Annotated in this window: 20 protein-coding genes; 4 read left to right on the plus strand and 16 right to left on the minus strand. The window is 52.4% G+C overall.

The window, feature by feature from the left end; translation table 11 throughout:
• Window position 1: 1 nt before the first annotated feature.
• The 3 genes from dapA to dapB all read right to left on the minus strand — a co-directional run bounded on the left by dapA (window position 2) and on the right by dapB (window position 2855).
• On the minus strand, window positions 2-907 hold the full coding sequence (gene dapA, locus H924_RS08390) for a 4-hydroxy-tetrahydrodipicolinate synthase (protein WP_015651528.1): 906 nt from the start codon (window positions 905-907) through the stop codon (window positions 2-4).
• A 343-nt stretch (window positions 908-1250) separates the two neighbouring features.
• Complete coding sequence (gene thyX / locus H924_RS08395) at window positions 1251-2003, minus strand: FAD-dependent thymidylate synthase (RefSeq protein WP_015651529.1); 753 nt, start codon at window positions 2001-2003, stop codon at window positions 1251-1253.
• 105 nt (window positions 2004-2108) lie between these two features.
• Window positions 2109-2855, minus strand: coding sequence for a 4-hydroxy-tetrahydrodipicolinate reductase (dapB, locus tag H924_RS08400; protein ID WP_015651530.1), 747 nt, complete (start codon window positions 2853-2855; stop codon window positions 2109-2111).
• 205 nt (window positions 2856-3060) lie between these two features.
• On the opposite strand from dapB, the gene H924_RS14180 reads away from it, so the two are divergent.
• The gene (locus tag H924_RS14180) at window positions 3061-3738 is read left to right on the plus strand and encodes an AMIN-like domain-containing (lipo)protein (RefSeq protein WP_029703238.1); all 678 of its coding nucleotides are present in this window, start codon (window positions 3061-3063) and stop codon (window positions 3736-3738) included.
• A gap of 63 nt (window positions 3739-3801) precedes the next feature.
• Here the strand turns inward: H924_RS14180 and H924_RS08410 are convergent, their stop codons facing one another.
• The 4 genes from H924_RS08410 to H924_RS08430 all read right to left on the minus strand — a co-directional run bounded on the left by H924_RS08410 (window position 3802) and on the right by H924_RS08430 (window position 8702).
• Window positions 3802-6063: a polyribonucleotide nucleotidyltransferase gene (locus H924_RS08410; RefSeq protein WP_015651532.1), complete on the minus strand. Its 2262-nt coding sequence runs from the start codon at window positions 6061-6063 to the stop codon at window positions 3802-3804.
• A 221-nt stretch (window positions 6064-6284) separates the two neighbouring features.
• On the minus strand, window positions 6285-6554 hold the full coding sequence (gene rpsO, locus H924_RS08420) for a 30S ribosomal protein S15 (protein WP_015651534.1): 270 nt from the start codon (window positions 6552-6554) through the stop codon (window positions 6285-6287).
• A 132-nt stretch (window positions 6555-6686) separates the two neighbouring features.
• Complete coding sequence (locus tag H924_RS08425) at window positions 6687-7637, minus strand: nucleoside hydrolase (protein WP_015651535.1); 951 nt, start codon at window positions 7635-7637, stop codon at window positions 6687-6689.
• Window positions 7638-7676: 39 nt separating this feature from the next.
• Window positions 7677-8702, minus strand: a complete 1026-nt coding sequence (locus H924_RS08430) for a bifunctional riboflavin kinase/FAD synthetase (protein WP_015651536.1) — start codon at window positions 8700-8702, stop codon at window positions 7677-7679.
• Between the two features lie 31 nt (window positions 8703-8733).
• On the opposite strand from H924_RS08430, the gene truB reads away from it, so the two are divergent.
• Complete coding sequence (gene truB, locus H924_RS08435) at window positions 8734-9627, plus strand: tRNA pseudouridine(55) synthase TruB (protein ID WP_015651537.1); 894 nt, start codon at window positions 8734-8736, stop codon at window positions 9625-9627.
• A 7-nt stretch (window positions 9628-9634) separates the two neighbouring features.
• Here truB and H924_RS08440 read toward each other — a convergent pair whose 3' ends face one another.
• The 9 genes from H924_RS08440 to rimP all read right to left on the minus strand — a co-directional run bounded on the left by H924_RS08440 (window position 9635) and on the right by rimP (window position 19391).
• Entirely contained in the window at window positions 9635-10291 is a 657-nt protein-coding gene (locus H924_RS08440; RefSeq protein WP_015651538.1) for a 4'-phosphopantetheinyl transferase family protein, read from the minus strand.
• Complete coding sequence (locus H924_RS08445) at window positions 10281-11087, minus strand: metallophosphoesterase family protein (RefSeq protein WP_015651539.1); 807 nt, start codon at window positions 11085-11087, stop codon at window positions 10281-10283. Before H924_RS08445 ends, H924_RS08440 begins: the two co-directional genes overlap by 11 nt.
• Before the next feature lie 111 nt (window positions 11088-11198).
• Window positions 11199-12497, minus strand: coding sequence for an MATE family efflux transporter (locus tag H924_RS08450; protein ID WP_015651540.1), 1299 nt, complete (start codon window positions 12495-12497; stop codon window positions 11199-11201).
• A gap of 2 nt (window positions 12498-12499) precedes the next feature.
• Window positions 12500-13498, minus strand: a complete 999-nt coding sequence (locus tag H924_RS08455; RefSeq protein ID WP_015651541.1) for a DHH family phosphoesterase — start codon at window positions 13496-13498, stop codon at window positions 12500-12502.
• A 5-nt stretch (window positions 13499-13503) separates the two neighbouring features.
• Window positions 13504-13953, minus strand: a complete 450-nt coding sequence (gene rbfA / locus H924_RS08460) for a 30S ribosome-binding factor RbfA (protein ID WP_015651542.1) — start codon at window positions 13951-13953, stop codon at window positions 13504-13506.
• Window positions 13954-14193: 240 nt separating this feature from the next.
• Entirely contained in the window at window positions 14194-17172 is a 2979-nt protein-coding gene (gene infB, locus H924_RS08465) for a translation initiation factor IF-2 (RefSeq protein ID WP_029703240.1), read from the minus strand.
• 111 nt (window positions 17173-17283) lie between these two features.
• Window positions 17284-17634: a YlxR family protein gene (locus H924_RS08470; protein ID WP_015651544.1), complete on the minus strand. Its 351-nt coding sequence runs from the start codon at window positions 17632-17634 to the stop codon at window positions 17284-17286.
• Between the two features lie 187 nt (window positions 17635-17821).
• Window positions 17822-18823 carry a transcription termination factor NusA gene (gene nusA / locus H924_RS08475; RefSeq protein ID WP_015651545.1) on the minus strand — a complete coding sequence of 334 codons (1002 nt, stop codon included), beginning with the start codon at window positions 18821-18823 and terminating at the stop codon, window positions 17822-17824.
• Between the two features lie 31 nt (window positions 18824-18854).
• Window positions 18855-19391 (minus strand): ribosome maturation factor RimP, encoded by a 537-nt coding sequence (rimP, locus tag H924_RS08480; protein WP_015651546.1) that lies wholly within the window; start codon window positions 19389-19391, stop codon window positions 18855-18857.
• Between the two features lie 53 nt (window positions 19392-19444).
• Between rimP and H924_RS08485 the strand changes: the two genes are divergently transcribed.
• Both H924_RS08485 and H924_RS08490 read left to right on the plus strand, forming a co-directional pair.
• The gene (locus H924_RS08485) at window positions 19445-20260 is read left to right on the plus strand and encodes a DUF4439 domain-containing protein (protein ID WP_015651547.1); all 816 of its coding nucleotides are present in this window, start codon (window positions 19445-19447) and stop codon (window positions 20258-20260) included.
• Between the two features lie 363 nt (window positions 20261-20623).
• Window positions 20624-22219 (plus strand): peptide ABC transporter substrate-binding protein, encoded by a 1596-nt coding sequence (locus tag H924_RS08490; protein WP_015651548.1) that lies wholly within the window; start codon window positions 20624-20626, stop codon window positions 22217-22219.
• The last annotated feature ends 14 nt before the right edge of the window (window positions 22220-22233 follow it).

Genomic DNA, 22233 nt, shown 5'->3' on the forward strand with positions numbered 1-22233 from the left:
TTTATAGAACTCCAGCTTTTTTCATGTTTGCTCGGAGAGACTCAAGTTCCTGCTCATTTGGAGCAACAATTGGAAGACGTGGCTCTCCTACGTTGATGCCCTGCAATTGCAGAGCAGCTTTTGCCATACTGACGCCACCCAGGCGGGCCTGAGATGCTGCCAGTGGTGCTAATTTGGCGTTTATTTCCCGCGCACGGGCGAGGTCGCCTTCCTCGAAGCTTGTGTACAGTTCGCGCAACTCATTGGGGGCTGCATGTCCAATAACGGAAATGAAGCCGGATCCACCCAATGCCAGCCAAACGAGGTTGAGCGGGTCATCGCCTGAATACCAGGCAAGACCCGTTTCTTGGATCAGTGGCGCTGCTGCGACGAGATCACCTTTGGCATCCTTAACGGCTTTAACCGTTGGCAACTCGCTTAGACGTCTAATCGTATCAGACTCAATAGGAATGCCGGAGCGTCCTGGAATGTCATAGAGACAGATGGGCAGATCAGTTGCCTGGGCGACTTCACGGAAATGCCGGTAAACGCCCTCCTGATTTGGCTTGGAGTAATAAGGAGTTACAACCAGTAATCCATCTGCACCAGCAGCTGCAGAGGCCTTGGCCAATTCCACAGAAGTACGGGTGTTGTTGGTGCCGGCGCCCGCGATGAGCTTTGCGCGATCACCGACTTCCTCACGAACAGCTTTGAGCAGCTCGAGTTTTTCAGCAGTAGTTGTTGTGGGTGACTCACCAGTGGTGCCCGCAAGAACTAAGGAATCTATGCCATTGTCCACCAGATGTGCTGCTACCTGGCGGCCGGCGGCGATATCGATCTCGCCTGATTCCTTAAATGGAGTAACCATTGCTACTCCAACAGTGCCAAAGTGCTCTACTCCGGTCTTTGCTGTTAAACCTGTGCTCATGGAGACCAAGGTTACCTTCTTCCTTGCCTCGGGGGTTTCACCACCCCTCGAATCTGCAACTTCTTTCACATAATTTTAATCCCAAGCTGTCCCTGCTGGTACTAGCTTGATATTAAATTTGCCCCTTGGGCTTCTAATCAAAAATGAATTGAAACCCAATAGTCATTCACTAGGAGCGCAGTGCCAAACATCATCAAAGCAGCGGTCTACTTCAAAATGTTTATTTTTTAAGATCTTTTCAAACTCCACCAAGTACCGGCTTTTATCTCAGATCTTAGCCATGACCTGCTATTTTAGAGCTCTGGTGGAGCAAACTTCAACGCGGTTTTTAGAAGTTATTTAATTAAAAGTCTGTCACATATGGACTGGTGGCCATTAGTGATCCATCGGCGAGTTCTTCAATTTCAAAATCACCAAAGACTGTGGGAGCTGCTGTCTGTAGCTTCTTTAAACACTCTACAGCTACCGAACGGATTTCAACGTCTGTATGTTCGCTGGCTCGCATGGCAATAAAATGGCGCCAGCTTCTGAAGTTTCCAGTAACCACAATTCGCGATTCTGTCGCATTAGGCAATACTGCACGTGCAGCTTGACGGGCTTGTTTTTTACGCAATAGCGCATTTGGCTCCCCCACCAGCTTTTCTTCTAAGCTTTCGAGCAACTCATTGTAGACAAATCGAGTGTCGTCCATGGCCTGCATAAAAAGTGCCAGCAACTCCGGGTCTTCTTGAATGACCTCAGGAACTACTACTGCTTGTTGCCCGCTGTGTACAAAACGCTGAGACAGTTGTGAGAAAGAAAAGTGGCGGTGTCGCACCAATTCATGAGTAGCTGAACGCGAAATTCCGCGAATATACACAGTAGCGCTGGCATGTTCTAGGAGCGCACTGTGCCCAACTTCCATAATGTGACGTAGATAAGCAGCATTGGAAGCAGTCCGAGGATTTGGCTTATCAAAGGTTTCATAACAAGCGCGACCGGCAAATTCCACCAGGGCTTCCGGCCCTTCGGCGTCGGTAGACCAGTCAATTCCTGCCGGTGGCGTAAATGCGGTGCACGCAATCAGCTCCACATCTAATTCGACCTGTTCAGCCATGTCCTTCTCACTCTTTCTGCTTCCACCGAAGATTCAAACGCGGACCCCACATCGGGCGCGGCCCCGCGCTGACAGTTATTGACCTAGTGGCCACTAAGGGGCCGATTAAAGGCCGAGGTAGTTTTCCAAACCGATTACGAGGCCTGGGTGCTCAGCAATGCCACGCACACCGACCAACACGCCTGGGGCGAAGGAATTACGATCATAGGAATCCTGCTTAATGGTGAGGGTCTGACCCTGAGTTCCAAAAATCACCGCTTCATGAGCAACCATGCCGGACATACGAACAGCATGCACAGGGATTCCCTCTACATCGGCTCCACGAGATCCTGGCAAGGACTGCTCAGTAGCATCCGGTTGAGCATCCATTCCAGCCTCTTTACGTGCTTGAGCGATACCCTGCGCGGTGTGGATAGCAGTACCTGAAGGTGCGTCAAGCTTATTAGGATGGTGCAGTTCCACAATTTCAGCAGATTCAAAGAAGCGTGCTGCTTGCTTAGCAAAAACCATGGTCAATACGGCAGAAATAGCGAAGTTAGGAGCAATGAGCACGCCCACGCCATCCTTTTCGGAAAGCCAGCTGCGTACCTGTGCTAGGCGCTCCTCATCAAATCCGGTGGTGCCTACAACTGCGGAGATGCCGTTTTGGATGCAGAATTCAAGGTTGCCCATCACTGCATTTGGGGTGGTGAAATCAACAACAACCTCAGCACCTGCTGCAACAAGAGCATCTAGGCTATCACCGCTATTAATCTCAGCTACCAATTCCAGATCGGTTGCTTCATTAACGGCAGTAACAATTGTCTGACCAACGCGGCCCTTGGCTCCTAGGACACCAACCTTGATTCCCATTTTTCTCCTACGGGTTCTTTTGCTTTGTGCTAACCCTTTCTAGTCTAGACATCACCCACCCCAAAAGATTTAAACCACCCTAAAAACCGCTTTTCGACGCACGGCTGCGCCGTTTTTTCCTGGCTTAGGTGGAGAAATCTAACAATTGATTATCGTTTCGCCCGAAGTTGCACTAAGCATGGTTTTCGCCCCTAAGTTTTAAGTTATGAAACATCGAGTCTTCGCCTTAGTCGCATTTTGTGGCGCTGCCACCATTTTTCTCAGTGCTTGTAGCGCCACCTCCACCCCGGGCCCCTCGGCAAGTAGTTCTCCTGTCATCGTCACTGAAACTGCTGCACCAGTAACCTCCACTCGTGTTCAAGAGAGCAACTCCCCTGTGGACACCCCAACTTCGACAACGGTCTCCCCGACTATCTCGACTCCGCCTTCGGCCACGACCGCCCTGCCACCTTTGGGTACCCCTGATACAGCTGTCAAACAGCGCAGGCCAGAGGGAGGAGATTTGTCAGTGACCGATGTTCGTCTGGCAGAGCATGACACCTTTACCCGCATTGTTTTTGATATTGCAGGTAACTCTTCACCCGGATGGTGGGTTGATTGGACAACTGATCCACTCCAACAAGCCTCCGGATTACCGGTGGATATTTCCGGTGAGAACTTCTTGGATGTCAATATCGAAGGCATTGGCTATCCCGGAGATGCAGCTGGTGAAAGCGTTGCCAATGGCTCTTTTGGCGGCGTAGGCATTGTTGAGGATGTCCAATTAACCAGTATCTTTGAGGGCCGCGCACAATTTTTGATCGGAGTTAGCGGTCCGCCACGCAGCTACTCAGTGTCATTGTTGGAAAACCCCACACGCGTAGTTGTTGATATTGCGCATTAGGCCCCGCAACGCCAAAAGGTGGCTTTCCCAAATTTAGGGAAGCCACCTTTTAGTGTTTTCTAATTAGTCCTCTTCAACAACAGGAACCAAAGAGATCTTGCCACGGTTGTCGATATCGGCAATTTCAACCTGGGTCTTGTCGCCTACCTTGACGACATCCTCAACCTTCTCAACACGCTTGCCATTACCAAGCTTGGAAATGTGAACCAAGCCGTCGCGGCCTGGCAGCAAGGAAACGAATGCACCAAAGGCGGTGGTCTTAACCACCGTGCCCAAGAAGCGCTCGCCAACCTTTGGCAGCTGTGGGTTAGCCAAGCCGTTGATCTTTTCAATCGCAGCTTCTGCAGCTTCACCATTAGCAGCGGAGATGAAGACGGTGCCGTCATCTTCGATGGAGATATTTGCACCGGTTTCTTCGGTCAGGGCGTTGATGTTCTTGCCCTTTGGTCCAATAAGCTCACCGATCTTGGAGACTGGGATCTTAATGGTGGTGATGCGAGGAGCGAACTTGCTCATCTCATCTGGAGCGCTAATGACCTCGGACATGGTTTCCAAGATGGCCAGACGTGCGTCGCGAGCCTGCTCCAGTGCGTCGGAAAGCACCTTAGATGGGATGCCATCAAGCTTGGTGTCCAACTGCAGTGCAGTAATGAACTCAGCAGTACCTGCAACCTTGAAGTCCATATCGCCGAAGGCATCTTCAGCGCCCAGGATATCGGTCAAGGCGACATATTCGGTCTTGCCATCAACTTCGCCGGAGACTAGACCCATTGCAATACCTGCAACAGCAGCCTTCAGTGGCACACCGGCGTTGTACAGAGACAAGGTGGAAGCGCATACAGAACCCATGGAGGTTGAGCCATTGGATCCCAAAGCCTCAGATACCTGACGGATAGCGTATGGGAATTCATCGCGGGAAGGAATTACTGGCAAAACAGCACGTTCTGCAAGTGCACCGTGCCCGATTTCGCGACGCTTTGGTGAGCCCACACGACCGGTTTCACCGGTGGAATATGGTGGGAAGTTGTAGTGGTGCATATAGCGCTTTGAATCGCCTGGTGCCAGGGAATCAATTTGCTGTTCCATCTTGAGCATGTCCAGGGTGGTGACACCAAGGATCTGGGTTTCGCCACGCTCGAAGAGAGAGGAACCGTGTGCGCGTGGGATGAGTTCAACCTCAACACCAAGGTCACGGATATCAGTGATGCCACGGCCATCGATGCGGAAATGATCGGTGAGGATCATACGACGCACAATTGCCTTCATGACGGAGTTATAAGCAGCGCGGATTTCCTTGGAAGCCTCAGCTGCAGATGCGTACTTGGCTTCGAAAGTAGGCAGCAACTGTGCCTCGATCTCTTCCATGTATGCGTTGGTAGCTTCGTCGCGATCCTGCTTTGCCTTGATGGTCATCAAGGTAGACAGCTTCTGAGCGGCCTTCTTCTCAACTGCTGCAAATACCTCATCGGTATATGCAGGGAACAGTGGGAATTCCTTGGTTTCCTTGGCTACGCGCTGTGCCAGGCCTTCCTGTGCGCGGCACAGGGTATCAATGAAAGGCTTTGCAGCTTCCAGACCCTCGGAAACGATCTTCTCGGTTGGTGCTGGTGCACCACCCTTGACCTGCTCCACAACGGTTTCGGAAGCGCCAGCTTCAACCATCATGACGGCAACGTCGGAGAAGGTCTTGTTGCCGCGCTTACGCTCGACCAAACGGCCGGCTACGACGAGCTCAAAAACGGACTTCTTGTGCTGCTCATGGGTTGGGAAAGCCACCCACTGGCCGGCTGGGTGCTGTTCATCAACAACCAAAGCCATACGAACTGCGCCAACAGCGCCGGAAACTGGCAAACCGGAAATGCGGGTTGCGGCAGATGCACCGTTAACTGCAACTACGTCGTAGTAATCCTCAGGATTCATCGACAAAACGGTGACAACAATTTGAACTTCATTGCGCAGGCCCTTAACAAAGGTTGGGCGCAATGGACGGTCGATCAGGCGGCAAGCCAGGATTGCTTCGGTGGAAGGACGACCTTCACGACGGAAGAATGATCCGGGAATGCGGCCAGCTGCGTACATACGCTCTTCGACATCAACCGTTAGTGGGAAAAAGTCAAAGCCCTCACGAGGTTGATTGGATGCAGTGGTGGTTGCCAGCAGCATCGTCTCATCGTCGAGGTAGGTGGTAACTGCACCATCAGCTTGACGGGCCAACTGGCCGGTTTCAAAACGGATGGTACGGGTTCCGAAGTCACCGTTGTCAATAGTTGCAACAGCCTCAATTAGGCCAAAATCGGTGTCTTCGAAATATTTTACTTCGCTCATATGCGAGTAATTCTCCTCTTATTAGTTCTGCTCGACGATCATCGGTGTCATCGCGAAAATTTCTGTTTCAAGAACGATCCTGAATTCTACCAGTTAATAGACATTTTCCCCAGTATCAGTTTTTTCGAACTTCAACAGCATTTTATTCAAGCAAAACGGAGTGAGAATGCAAAAACCCGCTTGCTGATTAAAAATCAGGAAGCGGGTCAAAGAACCGAAGACTAGCGACGCAGGCCGAGGCGAGAGATCAGGTCACGGTAACGATCAACGTTGTTGTCAGCCAAGTACTTCAGCAGGCCACGACGGCGACCAACGAGAAGCAGCAGGCCACGACGGGAGTGGTGATCGTGCTTGTGGAACTTGAGGTGCTCGGTCAGATCGTTGATGCGCTTGGTGAGCAAAGCGATCTGTGCCTCTGGGGATCCGGTGTCGGTCTCGTGCAGGCCATACTCGGAAAGGATGGACTTCTTCTGCTCAGAAGTTAGAGCCATGGGGTGTCTCCTGTTGTTATTTCAGTCCGTATGAAAAATTTTCATTCTTAAAGAATGTACTTTTCGCAACTGCTACGGACCGCAGTCGCAAAACCATCGATCAGCTTAACAGCAAGAGACACCTAAACCAAACTAGTTAGCTGCAGCAACTCGGCCGATGCGAGTCATGAACTCATTGAGGAAGCGATCAACATCAACTGCAACAGCAGCGCGGGAGGTGCGAACTTGATCATTGAGGCGGACTTCATCACCAATAGTGCGACCACGGGTCTCCCCTTCTACATCAACCTTGAGATTGATGGGCAACAAGGTAACCAGGCTTGGATCAACGGCAACGCCCACTGCTAGTGGATCGTGTAAGCCACAGCCACCCAGGTGAGGCGCGGTGGTGTCATAAGCCTTGATGTAGTAATCGGTCATATCAGCAAGGGCAATTGCTGCTGGGGTACCAAGTTCGCGCCACTGTGCAGTGTGCTTTTTGGTCAATAGGGTCTGCAGGGTGACGTCCAGGCCAATCATGGTGACCTCTGCGCCGGAGCGGAAAAGATCATTGGCGGCATCGGGATCCTGGTTAATATTTGCCTCGGCCCAAGGGCTGACGTTGCCTGGCACAGTCAAGGCACCACCCATGATGACGATGTGGGCATTGTCTGCAAAGGTTTCATCCTTGGCAATTGCAGCAGAGAGGTTGGTCATCGGACCAGTTGCAATAATGACCAGATCATCGCCATGTTCTTTGACGGAGGAGATGAGGAAATCCACCGCACCTGGCTGCGCAGCTGCAGCAGCTTTTGCTAACTCAACTTCGCCAATGCCATTTTGGCCGTGAATGAAGGCAGAAATTTCTAGTACTTCAAAGCCATCTTTGGTTTGTGCGTGTGGTTCGCCCAAATAAACCGGAACCTCAGGAGCTCCAAAGAGCTCAAGGAGGGCGAGATCATTGGCAGCACCAGTTTCCAAGAGCACATTGCCATAGGTGGTGGTTACACCAATGACCTCTAATTCTGGAGAGCCAAGTGCATAGGCCAAGGCCAACGCATCATCGATGCCGGTATCCAAATCCAAAATGGCTTTTTTCTGCATGTTTTTCATCCTTTATTTGTGCTCGGGGCCCGGTGGGGCCTAGTTTGCTGGCTGGCTCGCGGCGTCGAGAAGCGCCTTATCTTTGGTGAGAATCTCGCGGGCTTTGTTGACGTCATTTTCCATAGCCTCGAGGAGTTCCTCGACACCATTAAACTTCACCATGTCGCGCAAATGACCCACAAATTCCACCATAACGTGATGTCCATAAAGATCTGCTTCATGGTCCATCACGAAGGCCTCAACACTGCGACGTTGATCGCCAAACGTGGGGTTGGTGCCAACCGAAATTGCGGTGGGGTAACGCACGCCAGGGACCATATTTCCGTCAATATCGCGGGAAATACCAGCATCAATACTGCGGTCATCGGTGATGGTAAACCAGCCTGCATAAACGCCATCAGCAGGCAGCGCAATGGAATCTGGGAGATAAAGATTGGCGGTGGGATAACCCAATTCCTTGCCACCACGCCCAGCACCACGTACCACTTCCCCGCGTACGGCATAACGCCTGCCCAAGGCCCAGTTTGCGCGCTCTACTTCACCTTTATCAAGGAAGTCACGGACCAAAGTGGAGCAGATTTTCAAGGAGTCATCAAAAAGCAATGGCACGATGGTGATTTCCACCCCGTATTTTTGACCCAAGGCGCGCATATCGTCCACATTGCCGGAGCCGTTCTCACCAAAGGTGAAGTTCTCCCCCACGATCACCGATTTTGCCTTGAGACCATCAACAATCAAAGTGGTGAAATAATCTTCCGGGGAAAGGCCCGCGAGTTCCTTGGTGAAATCAATAATGACAGCTGAATCAATGCCACTTTCAGCAGCCAAATTGAGGCGATAATCCAGGGTTGCTAGACGCCGAGGCTCTTGACCTGGCAAAAAGACTGCAATTGGGTGCGGGTCAAAAGTAACCATGACACAAGGCACACCTAGGTCTGCACTTTGTGCAGCAGCCTGCTCAATGAGAGTGCGATGTGCGCGGTGCACACCATCAAAAACGCCAATTGTCACCACGGATCCCGCAAGATCTTCCGGAATGCTCTTTAATCCACGCCAAATATCCACCGTCTTAGACTACGGCATAGACTTCATTGATATGAATGCTCTAGCCGAAACTTCCGGTCTGGTGATTGTAGACAAGCCAGCAGGGATGACCTCTCATGACGTTGTTTCCAAACTCCGTCGCGCTTTTTCCACCCGCAAAGTTGGCCATGCCGGCACCCTTGACCCCATGGCCACCGGCGTTTTGGTTGTCGGAATTGAACGCGGCACCCGCTTTTTGGCACACCTGGTGGCCACGACCAAAGCATATGATGCAACTATTCGTCTAGGTGCCGCCACCACCACCGATGACGCTGAGGGCGAGGTTATTTCACAGACCAACGCCAGCGGCCTGGATCACCTGGAAATCCTGCGCGAAATTGGCCATCTGACCGGCGATATCATGCAAAAGCCCACCAAAGTCTCTGCCATCAAAATCGACGGTCGCCGCGCTCATGAGCTGGTACGTGCCGGCGCTGAGGTTGATATTCCGGCACGCCCGGTGACCATTAGCCTTTTTGAGGTGTTGGATTTCCGTGTTGACGGTGAATTTTATAATCTGGACGTGCGCGTGCACTGCTCCTCCGGCACCTACATCCGCGCGCTAGCCCGCGACCTCGGCGCAGCATTGCAGGTGGGCGGTCACTTGACCGCCTTAAGGCGCACAGAGGTCGGCCCTTTTAAGCTTGACGACGCGATCCCTTTGGCGGATCTGCAAGAAAACGCCCGCCTCTCCCTCACATTGGATGAAGCTCTCACCCGTTCCTACCCAATTTTGGAAATCACCGAAGAACAAGGTGTTGATCTTTCAATGGGCAAGTGGTTGGAGCCACGCGGACTTAAAGGTGTGCACGCTGCTGTCACACCTTCGGGCCACGCAATTGCGCTGGTAGAGGAAAAGGGAAAACGTTTGGCAACCGTGTTCGTAGCGCGCCCAAATACCCTTTAGGTCCACTTCAAGTAACGGCTGTTGTGGCGATAACATAACCATCGCGCAACACCCACTTGCCGGAGATAAACGGCACTGGCGTTGGTCGCACCAACAAATAAGACACAAAAGTGCCATCGTCGCGTAGATCAATTTCTGCTTGCTCAAAGCCTAACCAGCGATGAGTAAGCGGGAACCACGCTTTATAGGTTGCTTCCTTGGCACAGAAGAGCAACCGATCAGCGCACTCGATGCCCATATCTTCCAGCCTTTTCAGCTGTGGCAATTCGCCCACGCGGGCAATTGATCCCAACACGTCCTTGGGCAAAGGTTCCGCTGGTTCTGCATCTAAGCCCATGGAGCGCACCAGCAAACGTGGTGCTACGACTGCGGCCCGGAAACCATCGGTGTGGGTTAGCGATCCCGAAACTGAAGATGGCCACAGTGGCATTCCCCGTTCGCCTCTTAAAATCGGTTCGCCTTTATCTCTGCCAAGTTGGGAAAGTGCCTGGTGTGCGCACCAGCGAGCATCGCCAAATTCTGCTTTGCGAATATCCACCGAGTGCGCCACCAACGCCTTTTCCAAGGGATGCAGGCGGTGGAAATTATCTAGGTTTGCGCCTTTTTCAGCAGTCTTAATGAAGGAGAAGCGTGCTGAACTTGGGAATAGCGATTCATCCAGCATTTTCCACCTCCATTACTGGGACTGGCCACACGTGGCCACTTCCCCATCGTTCCCACTCACGTGGGTATCCCAAAGACACCTCAATGTGCTTAATGCCATTGATGGTGGTTGTACCAGGCATATGCAAATGCCCATAAATCACAGCCTGTGCTTGATAACGCTCAGCCCAACCGCGGGTGTGCCTCGTTCCACACCACAAGGCAAGCTCCTGCCAGCGCATTTGCTGGGTAGGTTCCACCACTAAAGGCCAGTGATTAATCAGAATAGTTGGCCCATTAGTTTTGCTCAGGCGTTTGATGGAATAAGCCAATCGATCCCAACACCACGCTCGAATATCCACAAATGGCGCGATAGAAAATTCATCAGTCATCATTACTTGACGATCTCTAGCCGCCTGAATGGCTTGTTCCACCGTAAAGCCAGGACGACGGAAAGAATAATCATAAAGCGTAAAGAGAGGCACAATAGTCACTCCCCCAAAGGTGAGATAAGGATCTTCGGGAGTTAAGACATCAATTTTGCGGCAGCCATCTACTAATTCCGTATATTTATCCCGGCCTTGGTGACGATCAGCGGAGCGGGAAAATAATTCATGATTTCCCGGCACCCAAATAACCTTGGCAAATCGACGTCGCAGACGCGCCAACACTTCCAACACCAATTCGGTACGTTCTGCAACGTCTCCAGCCACAATAAGCCAGTCTGAGGGATCTCGTGGTTGAATCTTCGCTATTGCATCTGCATTAGCTTTTACCGCTGCATGGAGATCAGCAACCGCCCAAAGTGTTGTGGTCACCGTTCACCTCTACCTTCACCACGCAGTTTCTCACCACGTGCATTCCCAGCGTGCCCCAAATTTTTAGCACATAACTTTTGTCCATTATGCCTTGCTTCAGGCACAGATGTTTTATGTACGCGCCCATTTCATCGATTGGAATCTGATTACCACTGCCACCAGGCGAATAAGAATAAAGGCCAGCAGACCACACCACACGCCAGTCAAGCCGGCGCCGATAGCATAAGCGATCCACACGCCTGGCAAAAAGCCCAGCAAAACTGCAGCGATAGAAGCATTACGCAAGAATACGGCATCTGAGGCACCCAATAAGACGCCATCGATTGCAAAAACAATGCCACCCAATACGATCATTAAAACCATGATCCACCAGGGGGTAGCAATGGCATCAAGCACCTGGGCATCGGTACTAAAAATACGCGAAATCTGTTGTTGAAATAGCGCAAAAATTACACCTAAGGCCACTGCAAAGACCATCGAATATCCAATAACTTTAAGACCAACAGTCCGCGCAACTTGGGCACTTTTCGCTCCCAGTGCAGCGCCGGTAAGAGTTTGGGCAGCTATAGCCAAAGAGTCCAAAACTAAGGTGATGAAATTCCACAGCTGCAGCAAAATCTGGTGGCCTGCTAGAGAGGCTGTGCCAAAGCGCGCCGCCACCGCTGCTGCAGAGATAAAGGCCACTTGGAAAGACAGGGAGCGCAAAATAAGATCGCGCCCCATTGTCAGCTGCTGCCGCATCACGGTCCATTGAGGACGCCATGGCCCTTGATGGTTTTTAAATAATGCAATCAGGAACAACGAGGCAGTTATGGACTCTGCCACCACATTGGCCCAGGCCGAGCCAATGAGCCCAAAATGTGAGACCAAAACCGGAATGAGAATAGCTCCCGGAATCACGCCCGCCAAGGTGAAATACAGGGGTAATCGAGTGTTTTGAATTCCCCGCAACCACCCATTTCCCGCCATGACGATCAGTACCAGTGGAACCGCAATGGCCGCCACTCGCAACCACTGCGCTGCAGCCTGAGCAACTTCTTTGTTGCCACTGAGCCAAAAACTAAATAGCGGTGCCCCAGCCAACATGATGCAACTAATAAGGAGTCCAACAAAAATGGCCACCCAGGTCGCTTGGACCCCTTCGGCTATGGCTTCTTTTTTCTTTCCGGCACCAAAAAGGCGTGAAGCACGCGCTGTAGTTCCATAGGACAGGAAAGTTAACTGGGTAGTTATCTGGGCTTGGATGGTGGTTGCAGCGCCTAGAGCTGCTAACTCAAAACCACCCAAACGCCCCACTACAGCAGTATCAAGCAGCAAATAAAGCGGCATTGCTGCCAGCACACCTAAGGCTGGAAAAGCCAGGCCAAAGATTTGACGTGCGGTTACCGTATTTGTTGCAGTTGGGCTCATCTTTAATTGGTAGCTGGGCTGGTTCGCTGCAGGGACTCACCCAAAGTAACGGTGGCGGAAATAAGAGTATCCAAGGCCTCAAATTCCGAGCCACGAGCAGTATAACCAGCAGCTGGGATATGGCCGCCTCCACCCAGGTGCACTGCCAAATGTCCCACGCTTAATTGCGCAGAACGTAGGGAAACAGTGAATTCACCCGGAGTATATTCCTTAAATACCGCACCAAAATCGGCGCCATCAACTGCGCGAACCATTTCAATGAGTCCCTCAACGACAGCCTTGGAACGGCCATTGATGGTGTCATAATCTGCCACCAAAACCGCCAAGGTATAAGGGCCAGCTTGGTGCAATTCAATTTTGGAAATGATTTGGCCCACCAAGCGTAGATCATCCACAGAGGTCTGATCCAAAAGCTCTGCCGAAATGGAACGGATATTCAGGCCAAATTCCATCAGCTCTTTGGCCATATCATGCATAATTGGCCTACCCCACCTAAAGCAGGCGGTATCAGTTAACAGACCAGCATAAAGACCATGGGCAATATCTGGTGTGATCTGGATTGATAGAGAATCAAACCACTCATACAAAATTGTGGTGGTGGATTCAGCCTCAATATCAAGCAGATTAACCTTGGCAAAACCAGGGTTGGTGGCATGGTGATCCACCACGATCGTGGACTCCGCACGAGCTGTAAGAGCCTCTTGGAAGGCGCCGGTGCGCTCGATTGAGCCACAATCACACACCACATAGAGATCTGATTCTGGCAGGCTGGTGCCAAATTGAACCTCTGCAGCACCTGGGATAGTGAGCAGATTCTCTGGCATCGGATCTTCTTGCCCAATGTAGCCCTGAGCATCTTTGCCCATTTGGCGCAGTGCCGAAACTGTTGCGCATACGCTGCCAATGGCATCAGCATCTGGACGCAAATGTCCAATGACACTTACGGTCTGAGCTGCTTCAAGCAGCTGTGCTGCTTGGTGAAATTCCGATTTCAGAGACACGTCAATTAGGCCTTTGGTTCTTCGTCTACTTCAGTCTTATAAGGATTTGGATCGCCAGCAGGAACTGCAGATTCCTTAAGCTTTGCCAATTCCTCATCGCGCTTACGAGCGCGTTCCAGCAATGCTTCCATATGCGCAGATGCCTCTGGCACGGTGTCAAGGCGGTAGGTCATGGTTGGGGTAAAACGCACGCCCAACTGTTCTCCTACGAGCTTGCGGAGTTGTCCCTTGGCACGGTGCAACGCTTCTGCAGCTGCTTCGTGGTCTGGCTTATCCTCGATGGTTGCGCCGCGGACGGTGTAAAAAACGGTCGCGTCATGCAGGTCGCCGGTCATGGTGACGTCAGTGATGGTGACAAACTCCAGACGACGGTCTTTAATCTCACGCTCAATGGCGCTGGCAACAATGGTCTGAATGCGCTTAGCCATTCGAGCTGCGCGTGCGGTATCCACCATATGGACCACTTCCTTAATCTTTTATTCTTAGTAATTCCTGAAAAATTCTACCTTGCAGAGCCAACAAATGAATAAGCGTCTGGGCCGAAACCACTCAAAAAATTAGTGCAAGGTATAAGCCGGTTCCTTAACAAATCTCCCCTTTCCCCAGGAACCACAGGGAAAGTTAAAAATCGGGCTTATTGGGCGGGCAAGAACTGCCTCCCAATAAGCCCGATCTTTATGATCTTTTAGTTCCGCTTAGCTTTCGCGGGGAACCTCAACCATTTCATAAACTTCGATCTTGTCATCTACGGAGATGTCTGGGTAGGACAGAACCATGCCGCACTCATAACCTGCAGTGACCTCGGTGACGTCATCCTTCTCGCGACGCAGGGATTCGATCTTCGCGTTTTCGGCAACAACGTTGCCATCGCGGGTGATACGAACGGTTGCGTTGCGGCGAACCTTGCCGTCCTCGACCATACAACCTGCAATGAGGCCAATGGAGGAAGCCTTGAAGAGTGCACGGATCTCAGCGTGGCCGATAACGCGCTCTTCGTAGATTGGCTTGAGCATGCCCTTAAGAGCAGCCTCAACTTCTTCAATCGCACGGTAGATGACGGTGTAGTAACGAACATCTACGCCCTCAGCATTAGCTTCTTCAGTTGCCTTGCCCTCAGCGCGAACATTGAAAGCAATGATCACAGCGTCGGAAGCGGCAGCCAAGGAAACGTTGGTCTGAGTAACTGCACCTACACCACGGTCAATGATGTTGAGCTGGACTTCATCATCCATCTCGATCTTGAGCAGTGCTTCTTCCAGTGCTTCAACAGAACCAGCGTTGTCACCCTTAAGAATAAGGTTGAGGTTGCTGTGTTCCTTGAGTACTGCATCGAGGTCCTCGAGGGAAACGCGCTTGCGGGAGCGAGCTGCCATTGCATTACGCCTACGAGCATTACGCTGGTTGGCGATCTGACGGGCAATACGGTCATCTTCCACAACCAAGAGGTTGTCGCCAGCGCCAGGAACGCCGTTAAGGCCCTGGACCTGAACTGGACGGGAAGGACCAGCTTCTTCCACATCGCGACCGTATTCGTCAACCATACGACGAACGCGACCATAAGCGTCACCGGCGACAATGGAGTCACCAACACGCAAGGTACCGCGCTGGACGATAACAGTTGCAACTGGGCCACGACCGCGGTCGAGGTGAGCTTCAATTGCGACACCCTGTGCATCCATTTCTGGGTTAGCAACAAGGTCTAGCTCAGCGTCAGCAGTCAAGCAGATAGAAGCCAGCAAGTCATCGATGTTGGTACCCATCTTTGCAGAGATGTCAACGAAGATGGTGTCGCCACCGTACTCTTCTGGAACCAATCCGTATTCAGTCAGCTGACCGCGGATCTTATCAGGGGAAGCACCTGGCTTATCAATCTTGTTCACTGCAACGACGATTGGTACATCGGCTGCCTTAGCGTGGTTGATTGCTTCAACAGTCTGTGGCATAACGCCGTCATCTGCTGCAACAACAAGAACCGCGATATCGGTGGACTTTGCACCACGGGCACGCATTGCGGTGAAGGCCTCGTGACCTGGGGTATCAAGGAAGGTAATGGTGCGCTCGTCGCCTTCAACATCAACCTTGACCTGGTATGCACCAATGCCCTGGGTAATGCCACCAGCTTCGCCGGAGCCCACATTTGCCTTACGGATGGTATCCAGCAAACGAGTCTTACCATGGTCAACGTGACCCATGACGGTGACTACTGGAGGACGCTTAGCAAGGTCATCCTCGCCGCCTTCGTCTTCACCGAACTGCAGATCGAAGCTTTGAAGAAGCTCACGATCCTCGTCCTCTGGGGAGACAACCTGAACCTTGTAGTTCATTTCATCGCCCAACAGCATCAAGGTTTCGTCAGAAACAGATGCGGTTGCGGTGACCATTTCGCCAAGGTTGAACAATGCCTGGACCAATGCTGCTGCATCTGCGCCGATCTTCTCAGCGAAGTCAGACAGCGATGCACCACGTGCAAGACGGATTGCCTCGCCACGGCCATCTGGCAAGCGTACGCCGCCGATGACGTTTGGTGCCTGCATTGATTCGTATTCATTGCGCTTTTGACGCTTGGACTTGCGCCCACGACGAGGAGCGCCACCTGGACGTCCGAATGCACCTGCGGTGCCGCCACGACGTCCGCCGCGACCTGCGCCACCGGCTGCTCCGCCGCCGCCACTGCCACCACGGTTAAATCCGCCTTGGCCGCCGCCAGCGTTTCCGCCGCGTCCACCCTTGCCGCCAGCTGCCTTAGCAGGCATCTGACCTGGGGTCGGAGGCATCATTGCTGGTGATGGACGACGTCCGCCACCTTGACGCTCCTGGGAACCTGCACCCTGAGATGCATTACCCTGTGGGCGTGCGCCACCCTGTGGACGAGGACCGCCGGAACCAGCGCCTGGACGCTGTCCACCACGGTTGCCCTGGCCACCTTGGCCTTCACGCTGACCTTCACGTTGTCCACCTGGACGTCCGCCACCCTGCGGGCGGTTTCCGCCGCCGGGACGAGGAGCGCCACCTGGACGAGGAGCTGGACGCTCGCTGCCACCGGTGGAGAATGGGTTATTTGCTACACGAGGTGCACGAGCGCCTGGCTTTGGAGCTGGCTTGCCCATTGGGCGTGGCATTGCACCTGGACGTGGAGCTTCGGATGCAGGCTTAGCTGCATCAGTCTTCTTTGCCGCTTCACCTGGGGTTGGTGCGGAGAAGGTTGGCTTTGCAGCTGGTGCTGGCTTTGCAGCTGGTGCTGGCTTAGCAGCTGGTGCAGGCTTTGCCGTAGCTGGCTTAGGTGCAGCAGCAGGCTTTGCAGCTGGTGCAGGCTTTGCCGTAGCTGGCTTAGGTGCAGCAGCAGGCTTTGCAGCTGCAGCTGGCTTTGGAGTTGGCTTTGCGGAAGGTACTGCTCCAGGGGTTGGGGCAGGCTTCTTTTCGGCGCCTGGCTTAGGAGCAGAAGCTCCTGACTTAGGGCCGGGGGTTGCTGATTTTTCAGCAGAATTTGGAATTACGGCGGACTTTTCAGAACCGTTCGATCCGTAGTGTTCCTTCATCTTTTTTACCACCGGGGGTTCAATGGTTGAAGATGCGGTTTTAACAAACTCGCCTTTGTCTTTAAGTGTGGCAAGTAGTTCCTTGCTGGTAATACCGAGCTGCTTTGCGAGCTCGTGTACACGTAGCTTTCCGGGCACTTCTCTCCTCTAGTTTTTGCTAGAGAATCGAAGGCCCATGAAAGGGTCCCTGATCTCTAGCGGTGGTTATTGACGTTCATCGCTGATGCTTCATCGTGTGCTCATCAGTGTTCAGTCTTCCTTATAAATATCGGGTCCGGCGGCTGTTCCCGCCAGGTACGTGCGTACGTGACCTGTATCCACTTTCGTGGACACCCTTAGCGCTCTGCCAAAGGCACGACGCTGTTCAGCAAGGTCCAATGCGGCAATGGAGGGTGTCAACCATGCTCCCCTTCCCTGCATCCGACGATTCGGATCAGGAAGGATCACTCCGGGGTTATCCCGGTCTTCAACTACACGTAGCAAGGCCGTATCAGGCTGGTGCTCGCGAGTAGCGATGCAGGTTCGGATCCGGATTGTTGCGCTTTTTAAAGATTCCACATGTGCAGATACTTCAGCATCTGTTTGGTGAATCTCTGGCATTCAATCCCTTTCGCATTTAGCACTTAAATAATGTCCGATCGGACACATATCCTCAGCCCGCATATGGGCCTTGTTCAATGTTACGCTATCTGACCCCAAAATTGGAACCCGCTTGGTATTTAAACCAAGCGGGTTCCTTTTTAAGAGCGTCAAAAGATGCTTTTCGACGCCGCCCTTGCAGGGCTATTTAGGCATCAAGATCGGAGTGAATGTCGATCTTCCAACCGGTAAGACGTGCAGCAAGACGGGCATTTTGACCCTCTTTGCCGATCGCCAAGGACAGCTGGTAATCAGGTACAACCACACGCGCAGTCTGTGCTTCTGCGTCGGTGATTTCCACGTTCACAACCTTGGAGGGAGCTAGTGCATTTCCCACAAAAGTTGCAGGATCCTCGGAGAAATCGATGATGTCGATCTTCTCGCCACCAAGTTCGCGCATGATATTGGAAACACGCTGACCGCGTGGTCCGATGCAAGCGCCCTTAGCGTTGAGATTCTTCACGGTTGCCTGCACAGCAACCTTGGAACGGTGGCCGGCTTCGCGAGAAATTGAAACAATTTCTACGGAACCATCAGCAACCTCAGGGATTTCCAGTTCAAAAAGGCGACGAACCAACTCTGGGTGGGTACGGGACAGATTGATCTGAATTCCGGTGGTGCCTTTACCAACGCCAACAACGTAGCTCTTGATACGGTCGCCGTGCTTGAGCTTTTCACCTGGGATTTGTTCTGCTGGAAGCAGAATGCCGTCCTGGTTGTCAGCTTCGGTGCCCAATTGGACCACGATGATGCCGCGCTCTGCAGCGCGAGCATCAGCCTGTACGATGCCAGAAACGACAGTGCCTTCGTAGTCTGCATAAGCATCAAAGGCGCGGGATGCTTCTGCTTCGCGGAGCCTCTTTACGATGGCATCACGAACTGCGCGGGCGCTGATGCGTCCGAAGTTATCTGGAGTGCCGTCATATTCGGAGGAGATTTCTCCATCCTCGTCGAATTCGGTAACGATGACAGCGACGGCGCCGGTGGAGGTATCGATGTCCACGCGTGCTCTGGAATTTTCATCTACCTCAGATTCGCGGTTATCCAAGTAGGAGTGCAAAAGTGCGCTCGCAATGGTGCGGACCAGATCTGAGACGGGAATTCCCTTTTCAGACTCAATGGCTTTTAGAGCCTGGACATCAATATTCACTTGTCTTCCTCTCAAGCATCCACCGCATTCTTTAAGCGGTGGCTTCGTCGAATGTGCTATCCGCGAGGTCTAGTTCTTCCTGCGCAGGTTTCGCGAATTCAATTTCTACCACTGCTTGGGGTGAATTTGCTAATTCTAGAACTGTGACCTCCAGCAACTTCTTGTTTCTGGTGATGAGTACAACAGCAGTTTCATCTTCGTTGAGGGCACCAATGCGCGCCACTCGCTTTTTGCCATCTTCAGTTAAAGCGACAAGACGGCCACGATTTCGACGCCAGTGGCGTGGCTCGGTCAAAGGATTATCCACACCCGGGGTAGAAACCTCAAGCGTATAACCCGCCCCAAAACTTAAGTCACCGCGCGCTTCGGCGGCGTCGAAAAGCTCCCCAATTTCTTGACTGACAACCTCGAGCAAATCAAGGTCAGGGCGTTGATCGGAATCTAGTTTGATTGCCACTGCGGACTTTGGGCCTGCTTTGTTCACGCGCAGACCTTCAATATCAAGGTGATGTGATGCTGCAAGCGGAGCGATCAACGCGGTGAGTTCTTCACTGGTAGGAAATGCCATGTCTAAAGGATAACCTGACTCAAACCCTTTGCTTAGCATTAGACTATTAATCCATGCACGTGCGCACTAAATCTTTCCTAGGCATTTCTTTGCTGGCAGCCACCCTAAGTGGCTGTACGCCCTCCCCCGATCCAGATCCGGTTTTGGTTGAGATGTTGCAGGATGCGCAATTGGATGCACAAGCTTTGGCTGATTCTGCCCCGGAGGTAGCCACTTTAAGGACAAAGCATGCCACTGAAATTCAAGCTGAAATTGAGCGCCAATGTGGCTTTGATGATGACGGAAATGTTCCCGATTCCTGTGCCGTGGCGCTCACTGACATTGGCGCAGCCCCAGCAGCTGATGCACAAAGCTATATTCTGGAAAGTCAATCCCTGATCCTGGATAAATTAGATGAGATTCCATCAGATTCAGTGTCTTTAATCAGTGGTCAATATATTGACCAAGCGCCTTTTGTGGAGACCGAATCAGAAGCACAGTTGCCCGCCGATCTGGCTTTGACAGATGCAGAGAGCTCAGTAGCTAAAGAACTGCTGGAGCGCGAATATGCTGCAGCTTGGGCCCTGGGAGTAGCACTTGCTTACGCCTCCTCCGAGCAACAATCTGCAATTGAAACAGCAATTAGCAATCATCAACAGCGTGCCAGCCTGTTGAGCTCAATCTTGGGCGAAGTTTCCGATAGTGAATTTTCCCCTGGTTACCGCAGTGAAATGCCCGAACCTACCGACGCTCCCTCCGCACTTACAGCAGTAGAAACAGTGCAGGATAATGCAGTAGCCGCTTGGCACGCTGCGGCTGCTGCCGCCACCACCGATTCTTGGCGCGTTTTTTGCACTGAAATGGCTGGCGCAACCGCCAGCGAAATCTAAAAAATAACGCTTTTCGACGCCGCCCCGCGGGTTGCCACTTGGCCACCCCGGGGCGGTTTTGCTGTTTTTTGCGCAATCGATTTCTATACCCCCACCTGCCAACACTAAATTATTTACACCCTTTCAGGGGTGAGCTAGATATCGATTAATCGACAGGTATACTGATAGAATTCTCAGGGTTGATGGAAACTCCCAGCTCAAATCCAAGAAGCTGTGATTTTTGTTAATTTTTGCTTACAAACATGTGCATTGTAGATCTCGACTGGGTTTTGTTGTGACCCACATCGCACATACTATTTAAACCACCAGAGCCCACAAGGTGAGACAATCCTGGTGGACTACTCATAACAACGGAGGTCAATCATGACTTTGAAGAAGTCTCTCGCCGTTACTACGGCAGCTGCACTTGCACTCAGCCTCGCTGCTTGCTCCTCGGATTCCTCATCCGAAGGAGAATCAGCAGGTGGCGAGGGTGAAGCCAACTACATCCTCGTAAATGGCACCGAACCTCAAAATCCACTAGTCCCAGGTAATACCAACGAAGTTGGCGGCGGACGTATCGTCGACAGCATCTTTGCTGGCCTGGTTTATTATGATGTGGACGGCTCTCCGGTAAATGACGTCGCAGAGTCCATCGAACTTGAAGGTGACAAGACCTATCGCGTCACCCTGAAGGATGGACAGACCTTCACCGACGGTACCCCAGTCAAGGCAGAGAACTTCGTCAACGCATGGAACTACAACGTTGCCAATGCCACCCTCTCCTCCTACTTCTTTGAGTCCATCCTGGGCTACGAAGAGGGCAAGGAATCCATGGAGGGCCTCAAGGTCATTGATGACAAGACCTTCACCATTGAGCTCAACCAGCCAGAAGCTGACTTCCCACTACGTCTGGGTTACTCCGCCTTCTACCCACTTCCTGATTCCGCATTCACCGACATGGATGCTTTCGGCGAGAACCCAGTGGGCAATGGCCCATACAAGCTTGCTGAGTGGAACCACAACCAGGACGCCACCATCGTTCCTAATGAGGACTACACCGGTGGCCAGACTGTTCAAAACGACGGCGTGAAGTTCATCTTCTACCCTACTTTTGATGCTGCTTATGCAGACTTGCTCTCCGATAACCTCGATGTTTTGGACTCCATCCCAGACTCCGCTTTCTCCTCCTTTGAGGATGAGCTTGCAGGCCGCTCCATCAACCAGCCTTCCGCAGTCTTCCAGTCCTTCACCATTCCAGAGAGCCTCGAGCACTTTGCTGGCGAAGAAGGCAAGCTGCGCCGTCAGGCAATTTCTTTGGCAATTAACCGCGAAGAGATCACCGACACCATCTTCCAGGGCACTCGTACCCCAGCCACCGACTTCACCTCTCCGGTTATCGATGGCCACTCCGATTCCCTGGCTGGCGGAGAAGTACTAACCTACAATCCTGAGCGCGCCAAGGAACTATGGGCACAGGCTGATGCCATTAGCCCATGGAGCGGTGAATTCACCATCTCCTACAACGCAGACGGTGGCCACCAGGCTTGGGCAGACGCTACCGCCAACTCCATCCGCAACACTCTGGGCATTGATGCACTTGGCAACCCATACCCAGACTTCAAGTCCCTGCGCGATGACATCACCAACCGCACTATCAAGGGCGCTTTCCGTACCGGCTGGCAGGCCGACTACCCATCCTTGGGCAACTTCCTCGGACCTTTGTACGCAACCGGCGCAGGCTCCAACGATGGCGACTACTCCAACCCAGCATTTGATGCCAAGCTGACCGAAGCTTCCGCAGCGACAGATATTGCTGCAGCAACCCCGTTGTACAACCAAGCACAGGAAATCCTGCTGCAGGACCTGCCTGCAATCCCACTGTGGTACGCCAACGCAGTTGGTGGCTACTCCAACAACGTTTCCAACGTTGAGTTGCAGTGGAATTCCCAGCCTGCGTACTACAAGATCACCAAGTAGTAAGTCCGTGATTT

This window comes from Corynebacterium callunae DSM 20147, from assembly GCF_000344785.1.
Classification (GTDB): domain Bacteria; phylum Actinomycetota; class Actinomycetes; order Mycobacteriales; family Mycobacteriaceae; genus Corynebacterium; species Corynebacterium callunae.